This window comes from Nanchangia anserum (assembly GCF_015240065.1).
GTDB classification, from domain to species: Bacteria; Actinomycetota; Actinomycetes; order Actinomycetales; family Actinomycetaceae; genus Nanchangia; species Nanchangia anserum.
Genome location: NZ_CP060506.1, coordinates 1,365,822 through 1,389,307, shown reverse-complemented (window position 1 = coordinate 1,389,307; position 23,486 = coordinate 1,365,822). Strand labels below are relative to the sequence as shown.

The following is a 23,486-nucleotide window of genomic DNA, read 5'->3' as shown; positions in this document are numbered from 1 at the left end:
TGTTGGCGAGAAAGGACACAACGTGCTCATTTCGCAGCGACCGACGCTCAGCGAGGAGACGCTGAGCGAATACCGCTCCCGGTTCACCATCGAACCTCTCGAGCCGGGTTTTGGGTACACGCTGGGTAACTCCCTGCGCCGTACCCTGCTGTCGTCGATCCCAGGCGCGGCCGTCACATCGATTCGCATCGAGGGCGTCCCGCACGAGTTCCGCACGATCACGGGTGTGACGGAGGACGTCTCCGAGATCATCCTCAACATCAAGCAGATCGTCTTGTCGTCCGAGAACGACGAGCCCGTCGTCATGTACCTGCGCAAGGCCGGCCCGGGCGAGGTCACGGCCGGAGACATCACGCCTCCGGCGGGCGTCGAGATCCACAACCCGGATCTGCACCTGGCCAGCCTGAACGAGAACGGCAAGCTCGAGATCGAGCTGACGGTCGAGCGTGGCCGCGGCTACGTCTCGGCTGCCCAGAACAAGCACGAGGACGCCGAGATCTCGGTGATCCCGATCGACTCGATCTACTCGCCGGTGCTCAAGGTGACGTACAAGGTTGAGGCGACCCGTGTCGCCCAGCGCACGGACTTCGACCGGCTGATCGTCGATGTTCAGACGAAGCCTGCGATCGCCCCGCGCGACGCGCTCGCCTCGGCGGGCAAGACCCTCGTCGAACTCTTCGGCCTGTGCCAGGAGCTCAACATCGAGGCCGAGGGCATCGAGATGGGTCCGTCGCCGACGGATCAGGATCTCGTTCAGGACCTCGCGCTGTCGATTGACGCGCTGGGGTTGCAGTCGCGTTCGTACAACGCGCTAACCCGCGAGGGGATCAACACCGTGGGCGAGCTCGTCGCCCGCAGCGAGGCCGACCTGCTCGACATCCGCAACTTCGGTGCGAAGTCGATCGAGGAAATCAAGGTCAAGCTCGCCGAAATGGGCATGGGCCTGAAGGACAGCCCCGCCTCCGGTGGTTTTGATGACAGCTATCTGGCGGGTTCCGTCACGTTTAGCGATGAGTGAGTGAGCCGTTTTCGGCCCGCGATTTGATTGAAGTAGTAGGAGCTAGACATGCCCAAGCCCACGAAGGGAGCGCGCCTGGGGTCGTCCCCCGCGCACGAGCGTAAGATCCTGGCCAACCTGGCCAAGTCGCTCATCGAACACGAAGCTATCGTGACGACCGAGACGAAGGCGAAGCGTCTGCAGCCGTACGTCGAGAAGCTGATCACGAAGGCCCGCAAGGGTGATATCCACAACCGCCGCCAGGTCGCACGCAAGATCGGCACCCAGGTGTCGAAGGCCGAGCGCGAACTTGACGCGGTCTACACCCTGTTCGACGTCGTCGCCCCGAAGATCGACCCCGAGCGCGAGGGTGGCTACACCCGCATCGTCAAGATGCCGCCGCGCCGTGGCGACAACGCGCCCATGGCGCAGATCTCGCTGGTGTTCGACAAGCTCGAGAAGAAGGCCAAGGTCTCGAAGCCGGCGGCCGAGGAGAAGGTCAGCGAAGCTTCGGCTGAGTAGTCGTTAACTCGTACAATCGGGCCGGGCATCCCTTGTGGGTGCCCGGCCCGATTCGCCTCGTGGCGAGCTTGGCCCGTGAGGAGGCCACGTACGATGGGGCCATGAGTGAAGAACCGCACGGCCCCCTGACGCTCGCGGTCGACTGCGGCGGGGCGGGGGAATTAAAGCATCGGTGCTGGACGCGCGAGGAACGATGATCGCCCAACCGACGCGCACGCCCACGCCCTATCCTCTGCCGCCGGACATGCTCGTCGATCTGGTCGAAGATCTGGGGCGTAAGCTGCCGGCATGTGATCGGGTGAGCGTCGGGATGCCGGGGATGCTGCGTCACGGCGTCGTCATCCACACGCCGCACTACGTGTGCAAGTCGGGGCCGCGCACCCGCGTTCTTCCCGAGTTGGTTGAACAGTGGCATCACTGCGACATTCGCCGCGCACTTGCCGAGCGCATCGGTGTTCCCGCGCTCGTCCTCAACGACGCCGAGGTCGCGGGCGCCGGGGTCATCACGGGCACAGGTTTGGAGGTCATCGTCACGTTGGGGACGGGGCTTGGCAACTCCGTGTGGGACGGGCGTCGCCTAGCCCCGCACATGGAGATCTCGCGCATGCCCGTGCGGTGGGGACTCATCTACGACGACTACATCGGCGAGCATGAGCGGTTGCGCCTCGGTGACGCCCACTGGTCGCGGCGCGTGCGCCGCGTCGTCGACGCCCTGCGCCCCGCGCTGCTGTGGGACCGCCTCTACATCGGTGGGGGCAACGGCGTGCGTATCGCGGCGAGCCAACGCCGCCTGCTTGGCGACGACGTCGTCATCGTTCCCAACGACGCGGGCATTCGCGGGGGAGTGCGCTGTTGGGAGATGGATCTGTGAGCGATACCCAGCGGGTGCGCCTCGACATCGCGTACGCGGGCGGAGCGTTCCACGGGTGGGCGGCCCAGCCCGGGCTGCGCACCGTCGAAGGAATGCTCGCCGAGGCGCTGGCGACGATCACGCGCGGGACGGTTGCGCTGACCGTCGCCGGGCGCACCGATGCGGGCGTCCACGCCGCCTGGCAGGTCGCCCACGTCGATATCGCGAGCGAGGTGTGGGACGGCCTGCCTGGGCGCTCCACCCGTTCCAGCGGTGAGGCGCTGGCCGATCGCCTCAACGGCGTCCTCGGGCACATGTGCGAGGCCGACCCGGACGTCATCGTGCGGTCGGCAGCGCCGGTTGCCGACACCTTCGACGCGCGGTTTTCCGCCTGCGGGCGCCACTACCGCTACCTCGCCGCCGACTTGCGTGCCCTTGCGTGCCCGTGGCGCCTCGACGTCGCGGTGGCGAAGCGCCCCCTCGACGTCGCCGCGATGGGCGAGGCCGCGCGGGCGCTAATCGGCGAACACGACTTCCTGCCCTTTGCCAAGCCGCGCCCCGGCGCGACGACGATCCGACACCTCAAGCAGCTCGATGTCTCGCGCACTCCCGACGGCCTCGTCGCCTTCACCCTCCATGCCGACGCCTTTTGCCACTCGCAAGTCCGCTTCATGGTCGGCGCCCTCATGCGGGTAGGTGAGCGAGCGCGCCCGATCGGGTGGATCGGCGACGTCTTGCGAGCCGGCGTGCGCGACAGCGCCGTGCCCGTCGCCCCCGCACGCGGCCTGACGCTGGTGCGGGTCGACTACCCGCACCCGAAACTACGCCGCCCAGGCCGAACGGGCCCGCGTCGTGCGCACCCTGCCCGCGCGCTAGGGCGTGGGAGGTATCACCGCGACCGATCTTGAGGCGGCCGCGGTAAAACCGATAAGGTTGACAGCTGTGCACTCACAAAGTTCGGGGCGCCTCCCACGTGCCCGCGGACCCAAAAGGTGCACACGTGCAAGAAACCGGGCGAATCTCGCCCATGAGTGAAGGAATGAAGGTTACGCGAATGCGCACCTATACACCGAAAGCCGGTGACCGCTCCACCAAGACGTGGCACGTCATCGACGCCCAGGACGTCGTCCTCGGACGACTGGCGGCCGCCGCCGCCAACCTGCTCCGTGGGAAGCACAAGCCGACCTACACGCCGAACGAGGACGAGGGTGACTACGTCATCATCATCAACGCCGAAAAGGTTGTCCTCACTGGCAAGAAGCGCGAGCAAAAGCGCGCCTACCACCACTCGGGCTTCCCGGGTGGCCTGAAGTCGGTCTCCTACGCCGAACTGCTCGAGAAGTACCCCGAGCGGGCTGTCGAAAAGGCTGTGCGCGGCATGGTTCCGCACACGAAGCTGGGCCGCGCTCAGCTGAAGAAGCTCCACGTCTACCGTGGCAGCGAGCACCCGCACGCCGCCCAGCAGCCCACCGAGTACCAGCTGACCAAGATCGCCCAGTAGTTCTGGCGCACTACCATAAGGAGAACCGTGGCTGATTACGAGAACCAGGAGCTTGCCGAGGACGCCGTCCCCAGCTCCTACACGTCGGAAACCCACTCCTCGGTTGAGGGCGCCGGCACGTCGGCGATCGCGCCGGGATACGGCCTGGGCCGCCGCAAGCGCGCCATTGCGCGCGTGCGACTGGCTCCCGGGTCGGGCGAGTGGACGATCAACGGCCGTCCCCTCGAGGACTACTTCCCGAACAAGCTGCTCCAGCAGGAGGTCAAGTCCCCGCTCGTCCTCCTCGAGCTGGCCGAGCAGTTTGACGTGAAGGTCCGCGTCACCGGCGGTGGCGTCTCCGGCCAGGCCGGCGCCGTCCGCCTGGGTGTTGCCCGCGCGCTCAACGAGATCGACCGCGAGGCGAACCGTCCGGCCCTGAAGAAGGCCGGGTTCCTCACCCGCGACGCCCGCGCCGTCGAGCGTAAGAAGGCCGGTCTCAAGAAGGCCCGCAAGGCGCCGCAGTACTCGAAGCGCTAAAGCTTACGAGCTGCGTTTTCGGCACCGCCTGACCTCCCGGGTCAGGCGGTGCCGCTATGCTTGGGGACGTCTACGACGAAAGGAAGATGTGATGGCGCGGCTTTTTGGCACCGACGGCGTGCGTGGTCTGGCGAATAAGGAACTGACCCCCGACCTGGCGCTGGCGCTGGGGATCGCCGCGGGCCGCAAGCTCGCCCCCAAGGCGGAAGGCCGCAAGCCTCGCGCCATCATCGGCCGCGACACCCGTATGTCGGGCCAGCTCCTTGATCACGCCCTCGCTGCGGGCCTGGCCTCCGCCGGGTTTGACGTCAATCGCATCGGCGTCGTGACGACTCCCTGCGTCGCCTACCTGACGGCTGCCGACGACATCGACCTTGGCGTCATGATCTCGGCGTCCCACAACCCCATGCCCGACAACGGCATCAAGTTCTTCGCCCGTGGCGGCTACAAGCTCGCCGACGCGATCGAGGACGACATCGAGAGCCTGCTCGACACCAAATTCGATCGGCCGACGGGTGCTGACGTCGGCGAGATCGACGAGGACCCGGCCGAATCCGAGCGCCACTACATCGATCACCTCGTCGCGGCGTGCGGCACCGACCTCAGCGGGCTGCGCATCGCCGTTGACTGCGCGAACGGTGCGGCGTCGCTGCTGGGTCCGGCGGCGCTTCGCGAAGCCGGTGCCGAGACCATCGTCATCAACGCTTCGCCCGATGGGCGCAATATCAACGACGGCTGCGGCTCCACTCATCCCGAGCAATTGCAAGCGCAGGTGCGCGCGGCGGGCTGCGATTTCGGTGTTGCCTTCGACGGTGATGCGGACCGCTGCCTGGCCGTTGACGCCGACGGCGAGCTGGTTGATGGCGACAAGATCATGGGGATGCTCGCGCGCGATCTCCACGAGCGTGGTGAGCTGGCGGGCGACACCCTCGTCGTGACGATCATGTCGAACCTCGGCCTCATCCTCGCCATGCGCGAGTGCGGCATCGCGACGGCCCAAACCGCCGTGGGTGACCGCTACGTGCTCGAGGAAATGGTCAAGTCGGGATACGTGCTCGGCGGCGAACAGTCCGGTCACGTCATCAACGGGATGCACGCGACTACCGGCGACGGCATCCTCACCGCGCTGATGATCGCCCGCGCCGTCAAGACGTCCGGGCGCAGCCTCGCCGACCTCACGTCGTTTGTCGAGCGGCTGCCGCAGACCCTCGTCAACGTTCCCAACGTCGACAAGCACCGCACGGACGACGCCGAGCTCCAGGCGGCGATCCGCGACGCAGAATCCGAGCTGGGCGAGACCGGCCGCGTCGTGCTGCGCGCGTCGGGCACGGAGCCGCTCGTGCGCGTCATGGTTGAAGCGGCCACACAAGACCAGGCCGACGCCGTCGCCGCGCGGCTCGCTGACGTCGTGGCGCAGCGACTGGGGCTCTAGCGATCGGGTGCGCGAGCGAGGCGTGCCGACGGCGGTATTAGGCTGAAGACATGACGACATCTGCCCCGTTGGTTCTCGGCATCGAGTCGACGTGTGACGAGACCGGCGTCGCGTCGTTCGCGGCACGGATCTGCTCGGCGACGTCACGGCCTCGTCGATGGATCAGCACGCCCGCTACGGCGGGATCATCCCCGAGATTGCCTCGCGTGCTCACCTCGAATCCTTCCTGCCCACCCTCCAGGCGGCGGCCGACAAGGCCCACGTGAATGTCGAGGATGTCGACGCCATCGCGGTGGCGGCGGGCCCGGGGTTGGTGGGGTCGCTGAGCGTCGGACACGCCGCCGCGAAAGCCCTCGCGCTCGCCCTCGACAAGCCGCTGTACGGGGTGAACCACGTCATCGGTCACCTTGCTGTGGACGCGCTCGTCGACGGGCCGCTTCCCGAGCGTTTCATCGGCCTCATCGTCTCGGGCGGCCATTCCAACCTCGTCCTCGTCCGCGACATTGCCCGCGACATCACCGAGCTGGGCGGCACGCTTGACGACGCCGCCGGCGAAGCCTTCGACAAGGTCGGGCGGCTGCTGAACACCCCCTACCCGGGCGGTCCCCACGTCGATCGCATGGCGCGCGAGGGTAATCCCGACGCCATTCGATTCCCGCGCGGGCTCGCGGCGGGCAAGGACAAGCACCGCCATCGCTACAACTTCTCGTTTTCGGGATTGAAGACCGCGGTGGCGCGCTACGTCGAAAGCATCGAGAGCGCCGGCGGCGAGGTCCCAGCGACCGATATCTGCGCGGGATTTTCCGCAGCCGTCAACGACTCGCTGACGGCGAAGGCGGTCCAGGCAGCCCTCGACCACGACTGCTCGACAATCATCGTCGGTGGCGGATTCTCGGCAAACTCCCACCTGCGTTCGCTTCTTGCCGAACGCGCCGCGGCCGCGGGCCTCGAGGTGCGCATGCCGCCGCTTAAGCTGTGCACCGATAACGGTGCTCAGATTGCTGCGATTGGGGCGGCTCTCGTCGCCGCTGGCGTCGCCCCATCCTCGCCGACGTTTAGCCCGGACTCGGGGATGAGCCTGACTCAGTCCTGCCTCGCTTAATCCTCGACGGGGTCGAGCCGCAACGCGACGTGGCGAGCGCCGACCCGGGTACACGCCAGGGTGATGTGGGCGTCTCCGGCGGGCTTGGGCAAGATGGCGCGTCGCAGCCTCGCCGGATCGATGTTTACCCCGCGCTTCTTGATTGTCACCTGGCCGGCACCCCACGCCCGCATGGCGGCTTTGAGCGTCTTCGTGCGCAGGCCGACGACGTCGCCGATGCGCCACTGCGAGATAAACGGGGTCAGGTGCTCCGGGGGCGCGGTGTTGCCGGTGAGGTAGGCGATCGAGGTGAAGACGGGGCGCGCATCGAGTTCGCTTGCTAGCGACGCGATCGCTCCGGCGCGGATGAGTGCCGAGTCCGGCTCGAACAGATACGCGGCGAGTCGCTCAGCAGGTTCCACCTGGGGATTGGGCGCGTTCGCGCAGGTGATGTCGGGGATCGCGAACTCGGCGGCGTGCGTTTCGGCGATGACGAGCGCGCTACGTCCCGGTCCCGTCTGGGCAAGCTCGCCCGACCACAGGCACGCTTCGACGAGGTCGCCGTCGACGCTCGTCCACTGCGCGTGCCAGTCGGGCGGCAGGGCGGCGTGATCGATACCCGGGGCTACCTTGATTCCGCCCGGCAGCGAATCCGCCAGGTCGAGGAAGTAGCTGAGCGGGGAGACCAGCTCTCGGGAGCAAGGACGCGCCCGGCCGGGTTCCGCCGCTGCGGATCGGCAAAGAACGCGTCGACGCCCCACGCCGCGGGATCGACCTCGGTGACGTCAACGTGACGCACCTCGGCCTCGGGAAACGCTCGCAGGTTGTGGCGGGCCGCGAGCACCATCTGCTCGTCCCGGTCGCACGCGACGACTCGTATCCCCAGTCCGGCCAGGGCCAGCGACTCCACGCCGAGGCCGCAGCCGAGATCCGCAACTCGATCGATTCCCGCTGCCCGGAAGCGATTCGCGTGATGCGCGGCGACGATGAGGCGGGTCGCCTGCTCGAGGCCTGCTCGCGTGAACACCATCTCGGCGGCCGCCGGGCCGAGCTTTGTCCGCGCGTGCTCGCGCAGCTCGCACTGGGTGAGCACCGCCGCGATGAGGTCGGCGTCGTAGCCGGCGGCGCGCAGCTTGTCGCCGAGGCGATCGAGCAGCGCCGGGGGAGTCGCAGCGAGAGTGCGGAGCAGCCGTTGGCCGCGTTCCGACAGCGCGTGATCGATCGGAGACGTCATGGCGCCATTGTTCCATGCTCGTGCGCGCGCGAGGCCGAGAGATTCTGGCACTCAGGTTGAACGAGTGCCAGAATCCGCATAGTCTTTTCCTGCAAGGTCGATCTTGACCACCCGCGACGGCAAGATCCCCTGAAACCACCAGAGTGAACAGAAAGGGAGAGACTCAATGTCCGTCTCCATCAAGCCGCTCGAAGACCGCGTGGTCATTCAGCAGGTTGAGGCCCAGAAGACCACCGCGTCCGGCCTCGTTATCCCCGACACGGCCAAGGAAAAGCCGCAGGAGGGCAAGGTCGTCGCAGTTGGCCCCGGTCGCGTTGACGACAACGGCAACCGCGTTGCGATGGACGTCGCCGAGGGCGACACCGTCATCTACTCGAAGTACGGCGGCACCGAGGTCAAGTACGGCGACGAGGAGTACATGATCCTCTCGGCCCGCGACATCCTCGCCAAGGTCGAGCGCTAGTCGCTAGCAGTTACCGTTCGAGGGCGCGCCTGTGTGACAGGCGCGCCCTCGACGCGTATATCGGAGCCGTGAGGCAGACATAGACGGCGGCACCACGCGAATCCGCGTGGTGCCGCCGTCGTCGTGGATATTAGGCGCTGCGCCGTGCCATCCGCCGTTGGCGTTGGATGTAGTCACGACGCTCTTCCTCGCTCATGCCGCCCCACACGCCGTAGGGCTCGTGAGCCGCCAGTGCGTATTCGCGGCACTGCTCGAGCACGGGGCAGGTCGCGCAAATGGCCTTCGCGGCCTCGGCGCGACGACGCCGGGTGCCTCCGCGTTCGCCCTCGGGGTGGAAGAACAGCTCGGTGTCCATGTCGCGACAAGCCCCCTGGTACTGCCATTCCCACTTTTCCATGAGCGGTCCGGGCAGACGCGAAACATCAGTCACTGCGGTTCTCCTTTCGATGGCTAACGCCTGAGGTCGATCGTAGCAAGTTGCGCATAAGTTATTCAAGCATTTTGCGCAGCCAATTTGGATCTTGTTCACCTTCGGCGCGGTGCCGGGGCGTAGTCGCTGCGATTCCTCGCCGCGCACACGTCCAGCATGACGGTTATTCCTCAACGGATGCTGGGAAAAGTTGCGCATGCGGCTGGAGATGGCAGGGGTGCGGTACTCGACGTGGTGGCTCCAAGTGGCACGAGACCGGGACGCGAGAGAGAATCGCAGAAGAAAGGAGGAGGGATGCCCAAGGTCACGCTGGGACACTGTGTTGACGAATTGCCCCTGACGGTGGCGTCAGTCGCCCGCAAGATCGGCGTGTCCCCCTCAACGTTGCGCACGTGGGAGCGCCGCTACGGATTGGGTCCTTCCGTGCGGACCATCGGTGCGCATCGACGCTACACCGCGATCGACATCGCCCGGCTGGAGCGAATGTGCGCCCTCATGGCCACGGGGATCTCCGCCGCCGACGCCGCCCATCAGGCTCTCGCCGAGAACGAGGACGCCCTCAACGTCGATGTGACGGTGACGGTGTCCAAGGGCGCCCTCATCGACGCGATCAACGCGCAAGATACCGTCGTCGCGCGCTCCATCCTCGACCGGGCGATCGCCACTGACGGGCTGGTGCACGCGTGGACCCACGTCATCTGCCCGGCACTGGCCATCATCGAGGACCGTCCGCAGGTTTCGTCCCCCGGCCACGCCCCGCGCGTCATGCTCCGGCAGCTGGCGCTGCGCGCGATTCAGCAGGTCGCCGGCAGCGCCGACACGCAGTTTTGTCCCGCCGAGGGCGTCGTTCCCGACGTCGTCATCGCGGTGCCGACGGAATCTGTCATCTCGGGGCACGTGCTCGCCGCGGCGTTGCAATGGGAAGGTGTCCTCACGGGTGTGTTGTCGACGTCGGTGCGCCGACTCAGCAGCGCGTGCGAAGACTACGTGGCCGGCTCGGCCGTGCGCGCCCTCATCATCATCGACGGTCCCGATGATGTGTGCGGCAGCGTCCAGCGCATTCAGGCCGACACCCCCGACCTGGCGGTCTATCTCGTCGGCGACGATACCCCGTGCCTGCTGTCCGCCCACGTCACCCGGCTGCACACCCTGCCGGCGACGGTCGCCGAAATCGTCGAGATCGCCGCGCGCTGGAGCCGGCCTGACTAAGTTGCGCTCGCGGGCGTTAGACTCGAGGCGTGAGTGCTGCATCCTTCACCGCCCCCGTAATTGATGGACTGACCTACGACGACGTTTTACTGCTGCCCGAACCCACCGATGTCGTTCCCTCCGAGGTCGACACGGCCTCGCGTCTGACCCGCGATATCACGCTTCGCCTGCCCGTTTTGTCGGCCGCGATGGATACCGTCACCGAGGCGCGCATGGCGATCGCGATGGCGCGCCAGGGCGGGATCGGGATCCTCCACCGCAACCTCTCGATCGAGGACCAGGCCCAGCAGGTGCGTCAGGTCAAACGCTCCGAGTCCGGTATGGTCTCGGATCCCGTGACGGTCAATCCCGAGGCGACGCTGGAGGAGCTGGATAAGCTGTGCGGCCACTACCGGATCTCGGGGCTGCCCGTCGTCGATGACAACGATGTGCTCGTCGGCATCATCACCAATCGCGACCTGCGTTTTATCCCGACCGCCGAGTGGGGGAGCATGAAGGTGCGCGAGGCGATGACCCCGATGCCCCTCATTACTGCGCCGCGCGGGATCGCTCGCGACGAGGCGCGTAAGCTGCTGGCCGAACACCGGATCGAAAAGCTGCCGCTGCTCGACGATCAGGGGCGTCTGGCCGGACTCATCACGGTAAAAGACTTCGTCAAGACCGAACAGTATCCTCATGCGTCAAAGGACGACGAGGGCCGCCTGCTCGTCGGTGCGGCGCTCGGGTACTGGGGCGACACATGGGAGCGCGCCCAGGCGCTGCGCGACGCCGGTGTCGACGTCCTCGTCGTCGACACGGCTAACGGCGCGGCCCGGCTCGCGTTGGACATGATCGAGCGGCTGAAGTCCGATTCGGCTTTCGCCGGCGTGCAGATCATCGGCGGCAACGTCGCGACGACGGAGGGTGCCCAGGCGCTCATCGATGCTGGTGTCGACGCCGTCAAGGTCGGTGTGGGGCCGGGATCGATCTGCACGACGCGCGTCGTCGCCGGTGTCGGCGTTCCCCAGATCACGGCTATTCAGCTGGCCGCCCAGGCGTGTGGACCCGCCGGCGTGCCCCTCATCGCCGACGGCGGATTGCAGTATTCCGGTGACATCGCCAAGGCGCTGGTGGCCGGTGCCGACACCGTGATGCTCGGGTCGCTGTTGGCCGGGTGTGAGGAAAGCCCGGGCGACCTGGTGTTCGTCAACGGCAAACAGTACAAGCACTATCGCGGCATGGGGTCACTGGGCGCCATGAGCTCGCGTGGTCGCAAGTCGTACTCGAAGGACCGCTATTTCCAGGCTGATGCGACGAGCGACGACAAGATTGTTCCCGAGGGAATCGAGGGGCAGGTGCCCTATTCCGGTTCGCTGGCCTCGGTCATCTATCAGCTCATCGGCGGCCTGCATCAGTCGATGTTCTACACCGGTGCCCGCACGATCGAGCAGCTGAAGTCGCGTGGCCGCTTCGTCAAGATCACTGCCGCCGGACTGCGCGAGTCGCATCCGCATGACGTCCAGATGACGCAGGAAGCACCCAACTACCACTCGGCTATGCGATGAGCCGCGGGTGGGAAGGACCACTGCTCGGCTTTGACACCGAGACGACCGGGGCGCGCCCAAACCAGGACCGGGTCGTGCAGGTGGCGCTGGTTGAACGCCGGGGTGCGCGCGAACGCACCCGCGTGTGGCTCGCCGATCCCGGGATCGAGATTCCGGCCGGAGCCGAGCGCGTCCACGGGATCTCGACCGAGAAGGCGCGCCACGAGGGCGCTGACCGTCGTGAGGTTGTCGATCAGGTGTGCGGATATCTGGCGGCGGCCGCCCGGGCCGGCGTGCCGATCGTCATCTTTAACGCGACATTCGACCTCACGCTGATTGAGGCCGAGGCCGCGCGGGTCGGAGTTCCGACGTTGATCGAGCGCGTCGGAGGGATGCCCTTCGTCATCGACCCGCTCGTCATCGACCGGGCGAAAGACCGCTTCCGCAAGGGCAAGCGTCGCCTCGCCGACATGGCCGACTACTACGGCGTGCGCGGCAGCGAGACTCTTCACGACGCGGGGGCGGACGTGCGTCAGACCCTCGCGGTGTGGGATGCCATCGTCGGGCGCTATCCCGATCTGGCCCAGACCGAACCCGAGCAGCTCATGCGTTTCCAGCGCGAGGCCCATGCCCAGTGGGCGGAGTCGATGAACGCGTGGCTCGCGTCGAGAGGTCGCACCCCCGATGCTCAGGTTGCCTGGCCCATGGCCACACCCACCCACTAAGGAGGCGATCATGCCCACGCGTGTTTCACCCGTCCGCCGCCTTGTCAACGCGGTGATCGGCCTCATCCTGCTTGCCGTGTTGATCGCTTTGTGTTTCCAGATTTATCGCGTAGCGACCGGCCAAACCGCCGTCTATGGGCGCGCGGAGTCCGTCAGCGACAAGGTCGAGGAGCAGATTCGCCCGCAGGCTGCGCCGCATGCCGATACGGCCGAGGTCCGCTCGATCCTGGCGACTCAGCCCGTTGCCGCGACTGAGTTGGGAGGCGACGCCCACCGCGTGACTTTCCGCTCGCCATCGGGGCAGCTGGTGTGCACGATCGCTGACGACGTGTCGGCCCTGGATGCGACCGGGTGGGTGCCGCGGCCGGCGAACGCGTCAGGTCAGGAGGCGACGGGCGCGGGAGCCGTGTGTGTCGGCATCGCCAACCTTGCCGTTCACCGCGGAGATGCGCATGCGTGCGCCGCGGGACAGTCTCTGCGCTCCTCGGTTGTCGGCGTGTGGAACGACTCGCGCGGCATCGGTGCCTGTTCGACTGACGCGACCCGCATGTTCGCCGACGCCCGCGACCACGCCGAGGGCGGGGATCGGTTCCAGATTCCCGAACTGGGTTTTGGGATGCACGTCGAACTGGGGGACTACGGCTGCACGATGACGGGGTCGCAGGCCGTGTGTGCCCAGTTGAGTACGGGCCGCGGCTTCAGCCTCGAAGACAACGTCGACTACGGCTTCTTCCCCAACTAGTTGCCGTTATCTGCGTCGCCCTGCGGCGCTTCGCTGGGGTCGGGGTTCGTCGGCTCCGCGCTCGGTTGCGTGGGGCGAGGAGCCGGTGCCGTCGGCGCCGGCTGTTGAGGTGCCGGCTGCTGTTGCGTCGTCGGCGATTCCGGGGCGTCCTGTGTCGGTTGGGTGGGCCGGGGAGCGTAGGTGCGTCGCGGCCTATTGGAGTACACGGGCGTCGGCTCGGAGGTCGACATCGTGATCGAGGGCTGCGTCACCTGTTCGCTGTGCGTCGATTCCTCCTCGGTACCGCCGCCGATCGCCCCCGTCGACATCGCCCAGATGATCCCGCCGAGCACGAGGACGAGGACGATGAGAAGGACATAGCCGACGATGATGGGCACGCGTCGTTTGGACGGGGTCGGCGGGATGGTCTCGGGCATCTCGCCGGCCTCATCGCGGTAGGCGGGGATCGACGCGGTGTCGGAGATGTCGCCTACCGGCAATCCAAATTTGGGTGTGTCCGAACCGTTCGCGTGCGGTCCGTCGCCGTCAGCCATCGCTTACGTCCCTTTCGTTGCCTCCTTCCATCCTACGAGTCCGCGCGGTCTAGGCCTAGCGAAGCGGGACAGGGGAGGCGGGTAGGAGGTCCCTGGTCGCGCGCCGTGAGGAGGCAATCCCCAGGGGATCTCCAGGTGAAATGTCGGCGATGGTGAGATGTCCGCGCCACAATAGAGGGGATGGGGCGTCCGCCCCGAATCGACACGTAAGGAGTACGTCGCCGTGAGCGAAACCGAGTACCGCATCGAACACGACACCATGGGCGAAGTGAAGGTTCCCAAGGACGCCCTCTATGCCGCGCAGACTCAGCGCGCCGTTGAAAACTTCCCGATCTCCGGTCGCACCCTCTCTCCTCACCACATCGCCGCGCTTGGCCAGATCAAGCGTGCGGCTGCACTGGCCAACGCCGAGCTGGGCGTACTCGACGAGGCCACCTCGAAGGCGATCGTCGAGGCCGCAGAACGCCTCATCGGCGGTGAGTTCGACGATCAGTACCCGATCGACATCTTCCAGACCGGGTCGGGCACGTCGTCGAACATGAACACGAACGAGGTGCTCGGCACCGTTGCCACCCAGATCAAGGGCGAGAAGGTTCATCCGAACGATCACGTCAACGCCTCGCAGTCCTCCAACGACGTCTTCCCGTCCTCGATCCACATTGCCGCCTACCAGGCGATTGACGAGGTGCTGCTGCCCAAGCTCGACGTCCTGGCGTCCTCGCTCGAGAAGAAGGCTGAGGAATTCGCCGACGTCGTCAAGGCCGGGCGCACGCATCTGATGGACGCGACGCCGATCATGCTCGGTCAGGAATTCTCCGGATACGCCGCCCAGATTCGTCTCGGCATCGACCGCGTCAAGAACGCCCTGCCGCGCCTGGCCGAGCTGCCGTTGGGTGGCACCGCCGTCGGCACGGGTATTAACACTCCCGAGGGCTTCTCGGCGCGCGTCATCGAGCTGATCGCCGAAAACACCGGACTGCCGTTCACCGAGGCGACGAACCACTTCGAGGCCCAGGCGGCGCAGGATTCGCTCGTCGAGACCTCGGGTGCGCTGCGCACGGTCGCCGTGTCGATGGTCAAGATCGCGAACGACCTGCGGTGGGCGTCGTCCGGTCCGCGTTCGGGCATCGGCGAGATTCAGCTGCCCGACCTGCAGCCGGGGTCATCGATCATGCCGGGCAAGGTCAACCCGGTTCTGCCCGAGGCCACGGTCATGGTTGCCGCGCAGGTCATCGGCAATGACGCGACGATCACGTTCGCTGGCGCTCAGGGTAACTTCGACTTGCTCGTCATGCTGCCGGTCATGGCCGCGGACCTGCTCGAATCGATCAACTGCCTGGGCAACGTTGCCGAGCTGTTGGCCGTTCGGTGCGTCGACGGCATCATCGCTAACCGCGAACGCTGCCTCGAGCTGGCCGAGTCTTCGCCGTCGATCGTGACCCCGCTGAACCGGCTCATCGGCTACGAGAACGCCGCGAAGATCGCGAAGCACTCGGTGAAGAAGGGCATCACCGTCAAGGAGGCCGCTCTTGACCTCGGCTATGTCAAGGACGGGGCGCTCACCGAGGAGCAGCTGGACGCCGCTCTCGACGTCGCGACGATGACGCGACCGAGTGGTAAGTAAGCTCTACCTATCACGCAGAGGGGCTGGGCGCACACGAGGTGTGTGCCCAGCCCCTCTCATATTTGCCTGTGATCTTCACCACTTACGCTCGACCGTGTTCGCGGGGGAGCACAGGTGGACCGCGGTGGTCTAGCCGCGCCGACCTGCGCAATCGCTTGACCGTTCATCGAAATAGCGCCGTTATGTGAGAGGTGTTCTCGGAGGGGCAGGTGTGGTCGCGAGCTGGTGGTCTGGTCGCGCGGTAGAAAAGTGTGCATGTGGAAAGAATGAGACCGTTGTGAAAGTGGTTGCGACGCGCGGGGGCGCCCCGTAGAAACGGTCCTGTAGGCATTCGCCTGCACATCGTGTCTGACATAGAGGAGACAGTCGTGGAATTTATTAACCAGCTCCTGGGTGTGGCCAAGCAGATCGTCGACCTCGTTATGGGCATCCTTCATAGCGTGGGGGTTATTGGCTAAGCGGTGGCATCCGCGCGAGGAACGTGGGCGGCGAGGATCAGCGATGACCTCGCCGCCCACCCGTTCCCGCGCTGTTCCGACCCCCGCCGCAGGGGTTTTCGCTACTGTGGGATGTGTAACGGATCACCGATGACGGAGGGCACGCACATGCCGACGCAGGAGCCTCTGGCTACGTGGACAGTTCAGGAAGGTGCGATGGTGGCACCCCACCTCGATCCGCACGAGGTGGCTCGCGAGCTGGCGTCGCTCAACGTTGTGGCGGAACTCGATTGGTATCCGGCAACGCCTCACCTGTTGGGGCTCAATATCTTGCAAAATCGCGCCGGTGGCGTGGCTGCGTTGGATCGCGCTGACGCGCTGTATCGGGTGGGTGCGACGAACGCCGAGGTCGTGCGCCACCTCGCGCGTCATTTCCAGGCGGATGTGCACATCGGTGACCAGTCTGCCAACGATATTCCTGCGAGTGTCACGTTCCCCGAGGTCGGCACCGACTCTCCGACGCTGCGCGCCGTCGAGATCACGTCGATGCCCGCCGCGTCGGTCCCATTCTGTGCCGCGGCCGAGGGACGTTCTCTCGGGGTGCGTGAACTTGACAACGGCCAGCGCACGGTCTTTTACGAATTGCCGGACGAGGACTTCGTCATGGGCGCAATGGTGACGATGACTCCGGCGGTGGGGTTCTTCGTCTCGCCCGAGGATGCCAAGCTCGTCGCGGTTCTCGAACAGGGTGAGGCCGCCCCCGAATCCCTCGCGGTCCATTCGTGGACTATGCGTACCCTCGTCATCGCCGGTGCGGTGACGAGCGGGGATCCGCAGCTCGAGCAGCGGGTGCGCGCTGATCTGGGGCACCGCGAGAATCCCCGGCGCGTCGCCGGAATCGTCACGGACGCCGACGCCGAGGGACTCGAGACGGCGTTTGCCATGACGGGGCGCGAGGGCGTTCTCGCGGCGTTGCAGGCGCTTGGAGTGCCCGCCGAATTGGCGTCCTTCCTCTACGGCCACGTTGACCTCGAGGATGTCCCGGGGGCCGACGTCCATCACAAGCCAGGCTGGCGTGACGCGCTGGGATCCCACGTCGACATCCTCATGGGTAACAACGGCGTCGAGGAGCCGGCCTTTCTCTCGCTGTACCGGCGCACCTACCTGGAGCGCCCGTGGCTCGGGCGCGGTCTCGCGCTGGGCGAGGCGGCAATTGGCGCGGCCCTCACCGTCGTGGCGGCGCGGGCGGGAACGCAGCGCAACGCCTGGCACAAGATCGGGGGCACCCTGGGTGCGGCTCTCTTGGCAGACTCGGTGGCCGAGGTGACGATGGCGACCTATCTGGGACAGCGCCTGCGCCGCTACCGCGACGCACACGATGCCACAGAGTAGGCGCGAGGCTTCGGCCTAAACGGGGTCGGGGTAGTTGAGGACGCGTTCCTCGTCCGCGCGCTCGGCCAGCTGCGACGCGATGTAGTCGGCAACGGCATCCTCTGTCGACACGTCTTTGCCGGCCTTTTCCGACAGGTACCAGCGGTGTTCGAGGATCTCGTGGAACACCTGGGCGGGTTCGAGCTTGGCCCGCATGTGTGGCGGGATGGCGGCGATGGTCGGGGCGAACACCTCGGCCAGCCAACGCGCGGCGACGGTGGATAGCGGCAGCATGGGGCCGGTGGTCGCCCGATACGTTTCGATGTCGTTGAGCAGGCGCTGAGCCTGCTTCTCCTCGACGCTGAGTCCGGTCAGGTCGTGGATCTGGCGGCGGTAGTGGCCGGCGTCGACGATGCGCGGCTGGACGGTGAGGACGCCCTCCTGCGTGTCGATCGCCATTTCGCCGACGTCGAATCCCAGCTCGTTGAGGCGGCGGATGCGCTGGTCGAGTTCCCACCGGTTCGACACGTCAATGACCTGCTTGGCCGTGAGATCGTTCCACAATTCTTGGTAGCGGTGCACCGTGTGTTCGCCGATATCGACGACGTCGTAATCGTCCGGCAGGACGCCGCCCGATTGAAGATCCATGAGCTCGCCGATGATATTGACGCGGGCAAGGTCGACGTCGTAGTCGCGCTGACCGTCGGAGAGTTCGGGGTAGATGCGCGCGGTCTCGGCGTCGACGAAATAGGCTGCGTACTCCCCAGCATCGCGACGAAACAGCGTGTTCGACAGCGACACGTCGCCCCAGTAAACCCCGGCGAGGTGCAGGCGCACGAGAAGGACGGCCAGGGAGTCGAGCACGCGACGCAGTCGCGTCGGTGACATCCGCTGCTGCAACAGCGAGCGATAGGGGAGCGAGAAGTGGAGGTGGCGCGTGACGAGGGCCGCAGGCAGCGGTTCACCATCGAGGGTTTGGCGACCAGAAATGACGGCGATCGGCTCAACCGTCGGCAGATCGGTGCGCTGGAGCCGGTGCAGAATCTGGTACTCGTGGCTGGCCAGGGATTCCTCGATTTCCTTGACCGCAAGGACGTTGCCGGCGACCTCGGCATAACGCACGACGTGGCGCGACAGACCGCGTGGCAGAGACGAGACGACCTCGCGCGGCCACTCGGCGAGCGGCGTGTGCCAATCCATATCGAGAAGCCACGACGCGGGGCGCGCGGCAGTGATGTGCAGTCCGGTCATGGCTCCTCGTTTGGCTCGATTCCGCCAGCCGGAAAGGAGGGGATAGCTGGCGTGGTGTTCTTAGTCTATGCAGTCCGGTAACCCGAAAGCGAGACCCCATCGTAAGACGCAACGCGCGATCGCCTAGGCTGGAGGCGTGGGGCAGAGGATCGGTAACTACGAACTGCGTGAGCAGCTTGGCACAGGGGGGATGGGAACCGTCTATCGGGCGTGCGGACCCGATGGGGCAACGGTGGCGCTTAAACTCCTGCACCCGGCGCTCGCCGGCGATGAGCAAGCGCGCCGACGAATGCAGCGCGAGGCCGCCGTCCTCACGAAGGTTGCCTCCCCCGGGGTGGCGGCAATCATCGACTGGGAAATCGATACCGATCAGCCGTTCGTCGTCACCGAGTACGTCAACGGCCCAACGCTCGCCGATGACGTTCGCCACCAGGGCGCGTGGAATCGCGAGGATCTGGCCGACCTAGCTCAGCGCCTCGCCGAGATCCTGCGTGCCGTGCACGCAGCGGGCATCATTCACCGCGACATCAAGCCGTCGAACATCATGCTGTCGGCGGCCGGTCCCGTCCTCATCGATTTCGGCATTGCTCAGCTGGTCGACGGCGAACGTCTGACGCAAACGGGCCGAATCATGGGGACCCCCGGCTACGTCCCGCCCGAACTCATCGGGGGACAATCCCCGAGCGAGGCGTCGGACTGGTGGGCGTGGGCGTCAGTCCTGCTCTACTGCGCGACCGGCCGTGCCCCCTTCGGGTCGGGACCGTTTGAGAGCGTGCTGGCCCGCGTCGTCCACTCCAGCCCCGATCTTGAGGGGCTAGATAGCGAGCTCGCCGACATCTTGCGCGCGGGACTGCGTGCTGAGCCCGACCAGCGCGCCGATGCATTCGCCATCGCCACCGCCCTAGCACAGGCCCCGGGAACGTGTGACCTTTCCACGTTGCGTGCGCCCGAGGCGGCAGCCACCCAGGTACTTTCGGCACCCGAGGGTGGCCAAGATACAGCGACGACGCTCCTCGATGGTGAGCGGACGCGCCCGCTGACGCCGGCAGATATGACGCCACCGGCTCCACCCGCGGCATACACCGCACCAAACGAGCCGAGGCCCTATCCCGGTGCGGGCACACAGGAGACCCGGGTCTTCGCCGGCGCATCGCCGTCAGCGCCGCCCCCGTATCCCGTCGCGGCAAATCCCGCGCTGGGCTTGGACGCGGCGGCTGCAACCGCGCCCGCCGCATCGATGCCCGAGGCCGAGCAGAGTCCATGGGACGGCGGAAACGCCCGGCACCACTGGTATACGCCGTATCGGCCCCCGCGCCACGTCGTCACCTGGCCGATGTCTCTCGCGGCACTCCTGTGCGGGGCAGCACTGACGTTGCACACCCAGCTGCTCATGCCCGTCGTCGCCGCGTGCGCCGTCGTCGTGCTGGCCTGTTACGGTCACGTCGGTGCGCGCCTCGAGGCCGAGCGGATGCAGCGCGGTTTCGCCTCCGACGGCGACGTCTCACGCGCGCTCGTAGCGCTGCCCGGTGGCTTGCTGCGGGCGCTCGCGGGAACCGCCGGTGCCGCCGTCCTCGTCACCGGCGGGGCGTGGGCCGCGTGGTGGGGCCTACAGCTGAGCAGCCGCGGGGCGTCCTCGCCGTGGACGTTGCGCCAGGCGCTCTTGTTCCCGCAGGAACTGCTGGCGAGCGAGCGGGCGCAGCTGTGGGGCGTCATCGTCGTCATGGCGATGATCGGCTGGGCGTCGCCGATGCTCAAGACTGCACGGTCGGGGTATCAGCGCCTGTGCGCTCAGGTCCTGTCTCCGTGGTGGCTTCGGCTCGTCATTGTCGCGGTACTGCTCATCATTGCGTGGGCCAGCTTGAGTATGACGGGCGTCGGCGGCGTCGTTACCGACTGGATGGCCTCCCTTGTCTCCCGCAGCTCGGCGGCCTCTGGTCTCGCGAGGTATGCAGCCTAACGCTAGGCTAGGCGGCGTAGTTTGGGGTAGTGGCAGAAGGAGATCCCCCCAATGAGCCGAAAATCTCAGCCGCGTTCGTCCAACGCGACCATGCGCGCGGTCCAGGAACGGCGCGACCAGCAGCGTAAGCGCGACCGGCGCACGCTCGTCACCATTAGCGCAGCCGTCATCGTTGTCCTCCTTGTCCTTGCGGGACTCGTGACCTGGGCGGTGCTCCAGCGCCAATCGGATATCGCCTCCGGGGAGGGCGCGTCGAAGAGCCTCACCCTGTCGACGGCGATCAAGCAGGACCGAGGCATGGTTCTTGGCGCGGATGGTCCCGGCAAGGCAACAGCGGGCGCACCGGTTGTCGAGCTGTATTTCGACTACTCGTGCGCTCACTGCGTGGATTTTGAACACCGCGTCGGCAAGGACGTCATGGCGGATGTCGCTGCTGGGAAATACACGCTGAAGCTCCATCCCGTTCTCACCGAGGCGCTGCCTTACCAGTATCCGGCGACCGAGCTGTCACTGCGGGTGTATCAGTCTCAGCCCGACAAGTTCACGGCACTTCATGAGGCCTTGACCGAGGAGGCCTATCAGGCGATGGTCAATCGCGATTACGATCCGTTGACCAACGATCCCGTCGAGACGGTGCGTAAGGTCGGGAAGAAGGTCGGCATCGACGATAAGATTCTCGACACCCTCAGCACGGGGGCGTCGCAGTCGATCCTTACGGATTGGTCGAAGGCGTGGACGAGCAGCGGCCTGAGCGCCGACGGAAAGTACGGCACGCCGATGTTCGTTCGCGACGGCAAGATGGTGCAGATTACGAGCATCGACGATGCCCTAGCGAAGATGCGCGGCGAGTAGCCGAGCGGGTATGCTGAGGCGGGTCCGTGCCCGCGTCGGCATGCCATGCCTCCTTAGCTCAGTTGGTAGAGCAACGGTCTTGTAAACCGTAGGTCGCGAGTTCGAGTCTCGCAGGGGGCTCTGAGGCCCACCATCTGTAGCTCCCTCGATAGAACTCATTGGGCCAACGCTGTCGTGCAGAATCCCGAGTTGACTAGCGAATGGACATCTCACTCGACGTATAGGAAATCTTGACGAAACGTGGGGGTGCCGCTACTATGTGTTGGGTGGCCAACGGGGGCCACGGTAGTGAAAGGTGAAATATGAATCGGGATCAGTTCGTAAACGCTATGCTCACTGACTTCAATGTCGTTTCCGACTATTTCAACGACCCGGCAGGCACTGTTGCTCGCTTCGGCATGAGCGCCAAGGAGAGTGCGGCGTTTGTGGCCAGGGATCTCGATGCGCTCGCGCGGCTCGGCATCGACGGGGATCTCGTTAGCGCGGCGCTCTCTGGTGCGCACAGCAAGACCTGCCCTATCCCGGTCTAAAATGACAGGCCGATAGGCGGGCGCAAAACGGGTGTAGGGCACCTGCCTTTGCTTGGCACGGCTGCCCTACACCTGTCTGAAGGCGGCTAATGAATGTGATCGGCGTGCTGACTAGCAATTCTTGCGGTGTCGCAACTCTAGTTTGTCAAATCGATGGCGATCGTTACCTGTGTCGGCCGGCGTTGAGTAACGGGCCCTCGCGTCGAATAAGGTCTCTCGAGATTGTGCGGGGAATGCGTGTCGAAGGATCTCTTGTCCCCGATTTGGCCGGCGAGAGATTCATCTCGATACGCGACGATAAATGTCATGTGTACGACTGGATGGGAGCTAAAGTTCTCGAGCTTGCGATCGCGCCCACTATGGTACCCCTGGCGGTTATGGGGCAAGAGCGACTTCTGATAGTTGCGCGGGGGCCACGTGGATTTTGTACTATGTTGCGGAGCGGTAATATGTGCACGAGCATATTTGTATCTGCTTTTCGTCCAGAGAATGCCTTGGCCTCTCCAAGCGGTACGCGAGTGGCTCTGTATGTCCGACGCGGTAGGGCGCCTTTTGCTCATGAATGCATAGTTCTTGACGATGTTGGCGAGCTCCTCGGTCGTGTGGCCGCTACGCCAATTACATGGATAAGCGATAGATTTCTTTTGGTGGCTTTAAATGAGAATTTAAGCGGCGTGGCAATAGTTGATATCGACGGTCAGGCAATAAAGAGTAGATCCGTCGCGCCTGCTGAGGTTTCTCGGACTTCACCGTATGGTGCGATCAATTCACGTATTTACCTTCAGTCGGACTGTAGCGTCTACGCCGAGGGCGCTAGCCCAAGTCCCGGATATGCCCATTGGGCTTCTGTTGATGACACTCAGTCTGTCTGGTCGTGCTTTAGACACGCTCCCGCCCTCCGAAATGTAGGAAGAGAATCGGTTGAGCGGTCTGCGTCGGGCGCTAGTGAATATGTTTCCTGGCGCACGACTGCTGGCGTGATAAATGGGCTCGCGATAGGAAATGGTGATACGCTTATTATCCTTCTGCCAGGAGGGCCGGGGCAGCCCGTTTTGGACCGCTATACAGCTGCCTTTAGCTGGATGTGCAGTTCGAGGACCTCCGTGTGGGTTCCGCAGCTCAGCGGATCGAGTGGGCTGGGCGCTGAGCATCGGTCTCGTATCTATGGAGCGTGGGGTAGCCAAGATTTGCGAGAATTGCATGCCCTTATAGCTTTGGCGAAAGCGCGTAAATTCGCCGCGGTTATCCTGGTGGGTCATAGCTACGGCGCGTATCTGGCACTGCTTAGCGCTAATCGAAAACTTGATGGCCTAGTGGCGATTGCGCCTTTTTCGACTGTGGACGATCTATGGCAGAACGTTGCTTCTTCGAAGGTGCTATTGACTGAATGGGGCTTAGATCATGCGTATTGCAGGCAGAATTGCGGGCGGCCGCCGGCTGCACGGGAGCGGTTAGCTCGTCACGTCTGCGTGGTTGGAAGCCGTCAGGATCATGTTACGCCTTGGACCGAAGAATTGTCGGATTATGCTTCCGAGTTATGCTGCTCGTCGGGAGATATTCTAGAGGTTTTGGATTTCGACCATTCGCTTGTTCGATGCGAGGATGCTGCTATGGTTGGCCGTATTGTTCGAGGATTTTTCAGTGAGCATTTCGGAGTATGAACTTGGGTGTCTCCGACGCCGCGTTGGGGAACAATTCTGGGGCCT

22 protein-coding genes, 1 tRNA gene and 2 pseudogenes are annotated in these 23,486 nt (G+C 65.3%); 20 read left to right on the top strand and 5 right to left on the bottom strand.

What is annotated here, in order from left to right; translation table 11 throughout:
* Positions 1-22 precede the first annotated feature (22 nt).
* The 8 genes and pseudogenes from H8R18_RS06480 to tsaD all read left to right on the top strand — a co-directional run bounded on the left by H8R18_RS06480 (position 23) and on the right by tsaD (position 6,920).
* The gene (locus tag H8R18_RS06480) at positions 23-1,018 is read left to right on the top strand and encodes a DNA-directed RNA polymerase subunit alpha (protein WP_191071245.1); all 996 of its coding nucleotides are present in this window, start codon (positions 23-25) and stop codon (positions 1,016-1,018) included.
* A 48-nt stretch (positions 1,019-1,066) separates the two neighbouring features.
* A complete protein-coding gene (rplQ, locus tag H8R18_RS06475; protein ID WP_191071244.1) occupies positions 1,067-1,519 on the top strand; it encodes a 50S ribosomal protein L17 in 453 nt (150 codons plus the stop codon).
* Between the two features lie 101 nt (positions 1,520-1,620).
* Positions 1,621-2,390: pseudogene (locus H8R18_RS06470) on the top strand (ROK family protein).
* The gene (truA, locus tag H8R18_RS06465) at positions 2,387-3,277 is read left to right on the top strand and encodes a tRNA pseudouridine(38-40) synthase TruA (protein ID WP_338089190.1); all 891 of its coding nucleotides are present in this window, start codon (positions 2,387-2,389) and stop codon (positions 3,275-3,277) included. The pseudogene H8R18_RS06470 and the gene truA overlap by 4 nt, the downstream one beginning before the upstream one ends.
* Before the next feature lie 146 nt (positions 3,278-3,423).
* Positions 3,424-3,870, top strand: coding sequence for a 50S ribosomal protein L13 (rplM, locus tag H8R18_RS06460; protein WP_191071241.1), 447 nt, complete (start codon positions 3,424-3,426; stop codon positions 3,868-3,870).
* Positions 3,871-3,897: 27 nt separating this feature from the next.
* Positions 3,898-4,386, top strand: coding sequence for a 30S ribosomal protein S9 (gene rpsI / locus H8R18_RS06455; protein ID WP_191071240.1), 489 nt, complete (start codon positions 3,898-3,900; stop codon positions 4,384-4,386).
* A gap of 91 nt (positions 4,387-4,477) precedes the next feature.
* On the top strand, positions 4,478-5,818 hold the full coding sequence (glmM, locus tag H8R18_RS06450; RefSeq protein ID WP_191071239.1) for a phosphoglucosamine mutase: 1,341 nt from the start codon (positions 4,478-4,480) through the stop codon (positions 5,816-5,818).
* A gap of 50 nt (positions 5,819-5,868) precedes the next feature.
* Positions 5,869-6,920: pseudogene (gene tsaD / locus H8R18_RS06445) on the top strand (tRNA (adenosine(37)-N6)-threonylcarbamoyltransferase complex transferase subunit TsaD).
* On the opposite strand, the gene H8R18_RS09585 reads toward tsaD, so the two are convergent.
* Both H8R18_RS09585 and H8R18_RS09290 read right to left on the bottom strand, forming a co-directional pair.
* Positions 6,917-7,093 carry a THUMP-like domain-containing protein gene (locus H8R18_RS09585; protein WP_265087413.1) on the bottom strand — a complete coding sequence of 59 codons (177 nt, stop codon included), beginning with the start codon at positions 7,091-7,093 and terminating at the stop codon, positions 6,917-6,919. The pseudogene tsaD and the gene H8R18_RS09585 overlap by 4 nt on opposite strands.
* Positions 7,094-7,524: 431 nt before the next feature.
* The gene (locus H8R18_RS09290; protein ID WP_227712778.1) at positions 7,525-8,133 is read right to left on the bottom strand and encodes a methyltransferase domain-containing protein; all 609 of its coding nucleotides are present in this window, start codon (positions 8,131-8,133) and stop codon (positions 7,525-7,527) included.
* 166 nt (positions 8,134-8,299) lie between these two features.
* Here H8R18_RS09290 and groES point away from each other — a divergent pair, with 166 nt between their 5' ends.
* Positions 8,300-8,596, top strand: a complete 297-nt coding sequence (gene groES / locus H8R18_RS06435) for a co-chaperone GroES (RefSeq protein ID WP_191071236.1) — start codon at positions 8,300-8,302, stop codon at positions 8,594-8,596.
* A gap of 130 nt (positions 8,597-8,726) precedes the next feature.
* On the opposite strand, the gene H8R18_RS06430 is transcribed toward groES, so the two are convergent.
* The gene (locus H8R18_RS06430; protein WP_227712777.1) at positions 8,727-9,026 is read right to left on the bottom strand and encodes a WhiB family transcriptional regulator; all 300 of its coding nucleotides are present in this window, start codon (positions 9,024-9,026) and stop codon (positions 8,727-8,729) included.
* 294 nt (positions 9,027-9,320) lie between these two features.
* On the opposite strand from H8R18_RS06430, the gene H8R18_RS06425 reads away from it, so the two are divergent.
* The 4 genes from H8R18_RS06425 to H8R18_RS06410 are packed head-to-tail and all read left to right on the top strand — an operon-like array spanning position 9,321 to position 13,225.
* Entirely contained in the window at positions 9,321-10,235 is a 915-nt protein-coding gene (locus H8R18_RS06425) for a MerR family transcriptional regulator (protein WP_191071235.1), read from the top strand.
* Between the two features lie 29 nt (positions 10,236-10,264).
* Positions 10,265-11,779, top strand: a complete 1,515-nt coding sequence (gene guaB / locus H8R18_RS06420; RefSeq protein ID WP_191071234.1) for an IMP dehydrogenase — start codon at positions 10,265-10,267, stop codon at positions 11,777-11,779.
* Positions 11,776-12,483, top strand: coding sequence for an exonuclease domain-containing protein (locus H8R18_RS06415; protein ID WP_191071233.1), 708 nt, complete (start codon positions 11,776-11,778; stop codon positions 12,481-12,483). Before guaB ends, H8R18_RS06415 begins: the two co-directional genes overlap by 4 nt.
* A gap of 10 nt (positions 12,484-12,493) precedes the next feature.
* Positions 12,494-13,225, top strand: coding sequence for a hypothetical protein (locus H8R18_RS06410; protein ID WP_191071232.1), 732 nt, complete (start codon positions 12,494-12,496; stop codon positions 13,223-13,225).
* On the opposite strand, the gene H8R18_RS06405 is transcribed toward H8R18_RS06410, so the two are convergent.
* Entirely contained in the window at positions 13,222-13,758 is a 537-nt protein-coding gene (locus H8R18_RS06405) for a hypothetical protein (RefSeq protein WP_191071231.1), read from the bottom strand. The two genes, H8R18_RS06410 and H8R18_RS06405, sit on opposite strands and share 4 nt — an antisense overlap.
* A 223-nt stretch (positions 13,759-13,981) precedes the next feature.
* Between H8R18_RS06405 and H8R18_RS06400 the strand changes: the two genes are divergently transcribed.
* Both H8R18_RS06400 and H8R18_RS06395 read left to right on the top strand, forming a co-directional pair.
* Positions 13,982-15,382 carry a class II fumarate hydratase gene (locus H8R18_RS06400; protein WP_191071230.1) on the top strand — a complete coding sequence of 467 codons (1,401 nt, stop codon included), beginning with the start codon at positions 13,982-13,984 and terminating at the stop codon, positions 15,380-15,382.
* Positions 15,383-15,969: 587 nt separating this feature from the next.
* Positions 15,970-17,211, top strand: a complete 1,242-nt coding sequence (locus tag H8R18_RS06395; RefSeq protein WP_194189199.1) for a hypothetical protein — start codon at positions 15,970-15,972, stop codon at positions 17,209-17,211.
* Between the two features lie 15 nt (positions 17,212-17,226).
* On the opposite strand, the gene H8R18_RS06390 is transcribed toward H8R18_RS06395, so the two are convergent.
* Positions 17,227-18,441, bottom strand: coding sequence for a DUF4032 domain-containing protein (locus H8R18_RS06390; RefSeq protein WP_191071228.1), 1,215 nt, complete (start codon positions 18,439-18,441; stop codon positions 17,227-17,229).
* Between the two features lie 136 nt (positions 18,442-18,577).
* On the opposite strand from H8R18_RS06390, the gene H8R18_RS06385 reads away from it, so the two are divergent.
* The 5 genes from H8R18_RS06385 (at position 18,578) to H8R18_RS10000 (ending at position 23,441) form a co-directional block, all read left to right on the top strand.
* The gene (locus H8R18_RS06385; RefSeq protein ID WP_191071227.1) at positions 18,578-20,398 is read left to right on the top strand and encodes a serine/threonine-protein kinase; all 1,821 of its coding nucleotides are present in this window, start codon (positions 18,578-18,580) and stop codon (positions 20,396-20,398) included.
* A 51-nt stretch (positions 20,399-20,449) separates the two neighbouring features.
* Positions 20,450-21,250 (top strand): DsbA family protein, encoded by an 801-nt coding sequence (locus H8R18_RS06380; protein ID WP_191071226.1) that lies wholly within the window; start codon positions 20,450-20,452, stop codon positions 21,248-21,250.
* A 47-nt stretch (positions 21,251-21,297) separates the two neighbouring features.
* A tRNA-Thr gene (locus tag H8R18_RS06375) sits at positions 21,298-21,370 on the top strand.
* A 182-nt stretch (positions 21,371-21,552) separates the two neighbouring features.
* The gene (locus H8R18_RS06370) at positions 21,553-21,780 is read left to right on the top strand and encodes a hypothetical protein (RefSeq protein WP_191071225.1); all 228 of its coding nucleotides are present in this window, start codon (positions 21,553-21,555) and stop codon (positions 21,778-21,780) included.
* An 89-nt stretch (positions 21,781-21,869) separates the two neighbouring features.
* Positions 21,870-23,441 carry an alpha/beta hydrolase family protein gene (locus H8R18_RS10000; protein WP_420826892.1) on the top strand — a complete coding sequence of 524 codons (1,572 nt, stop codon included), beginning with the start codon at positions 21,870-21,872 and terminating at the stop codon, positions 23,439-23,441.
* The last annotated feature ends 45 nt before the right edge of the window (positions 23,442-23,486 follow it).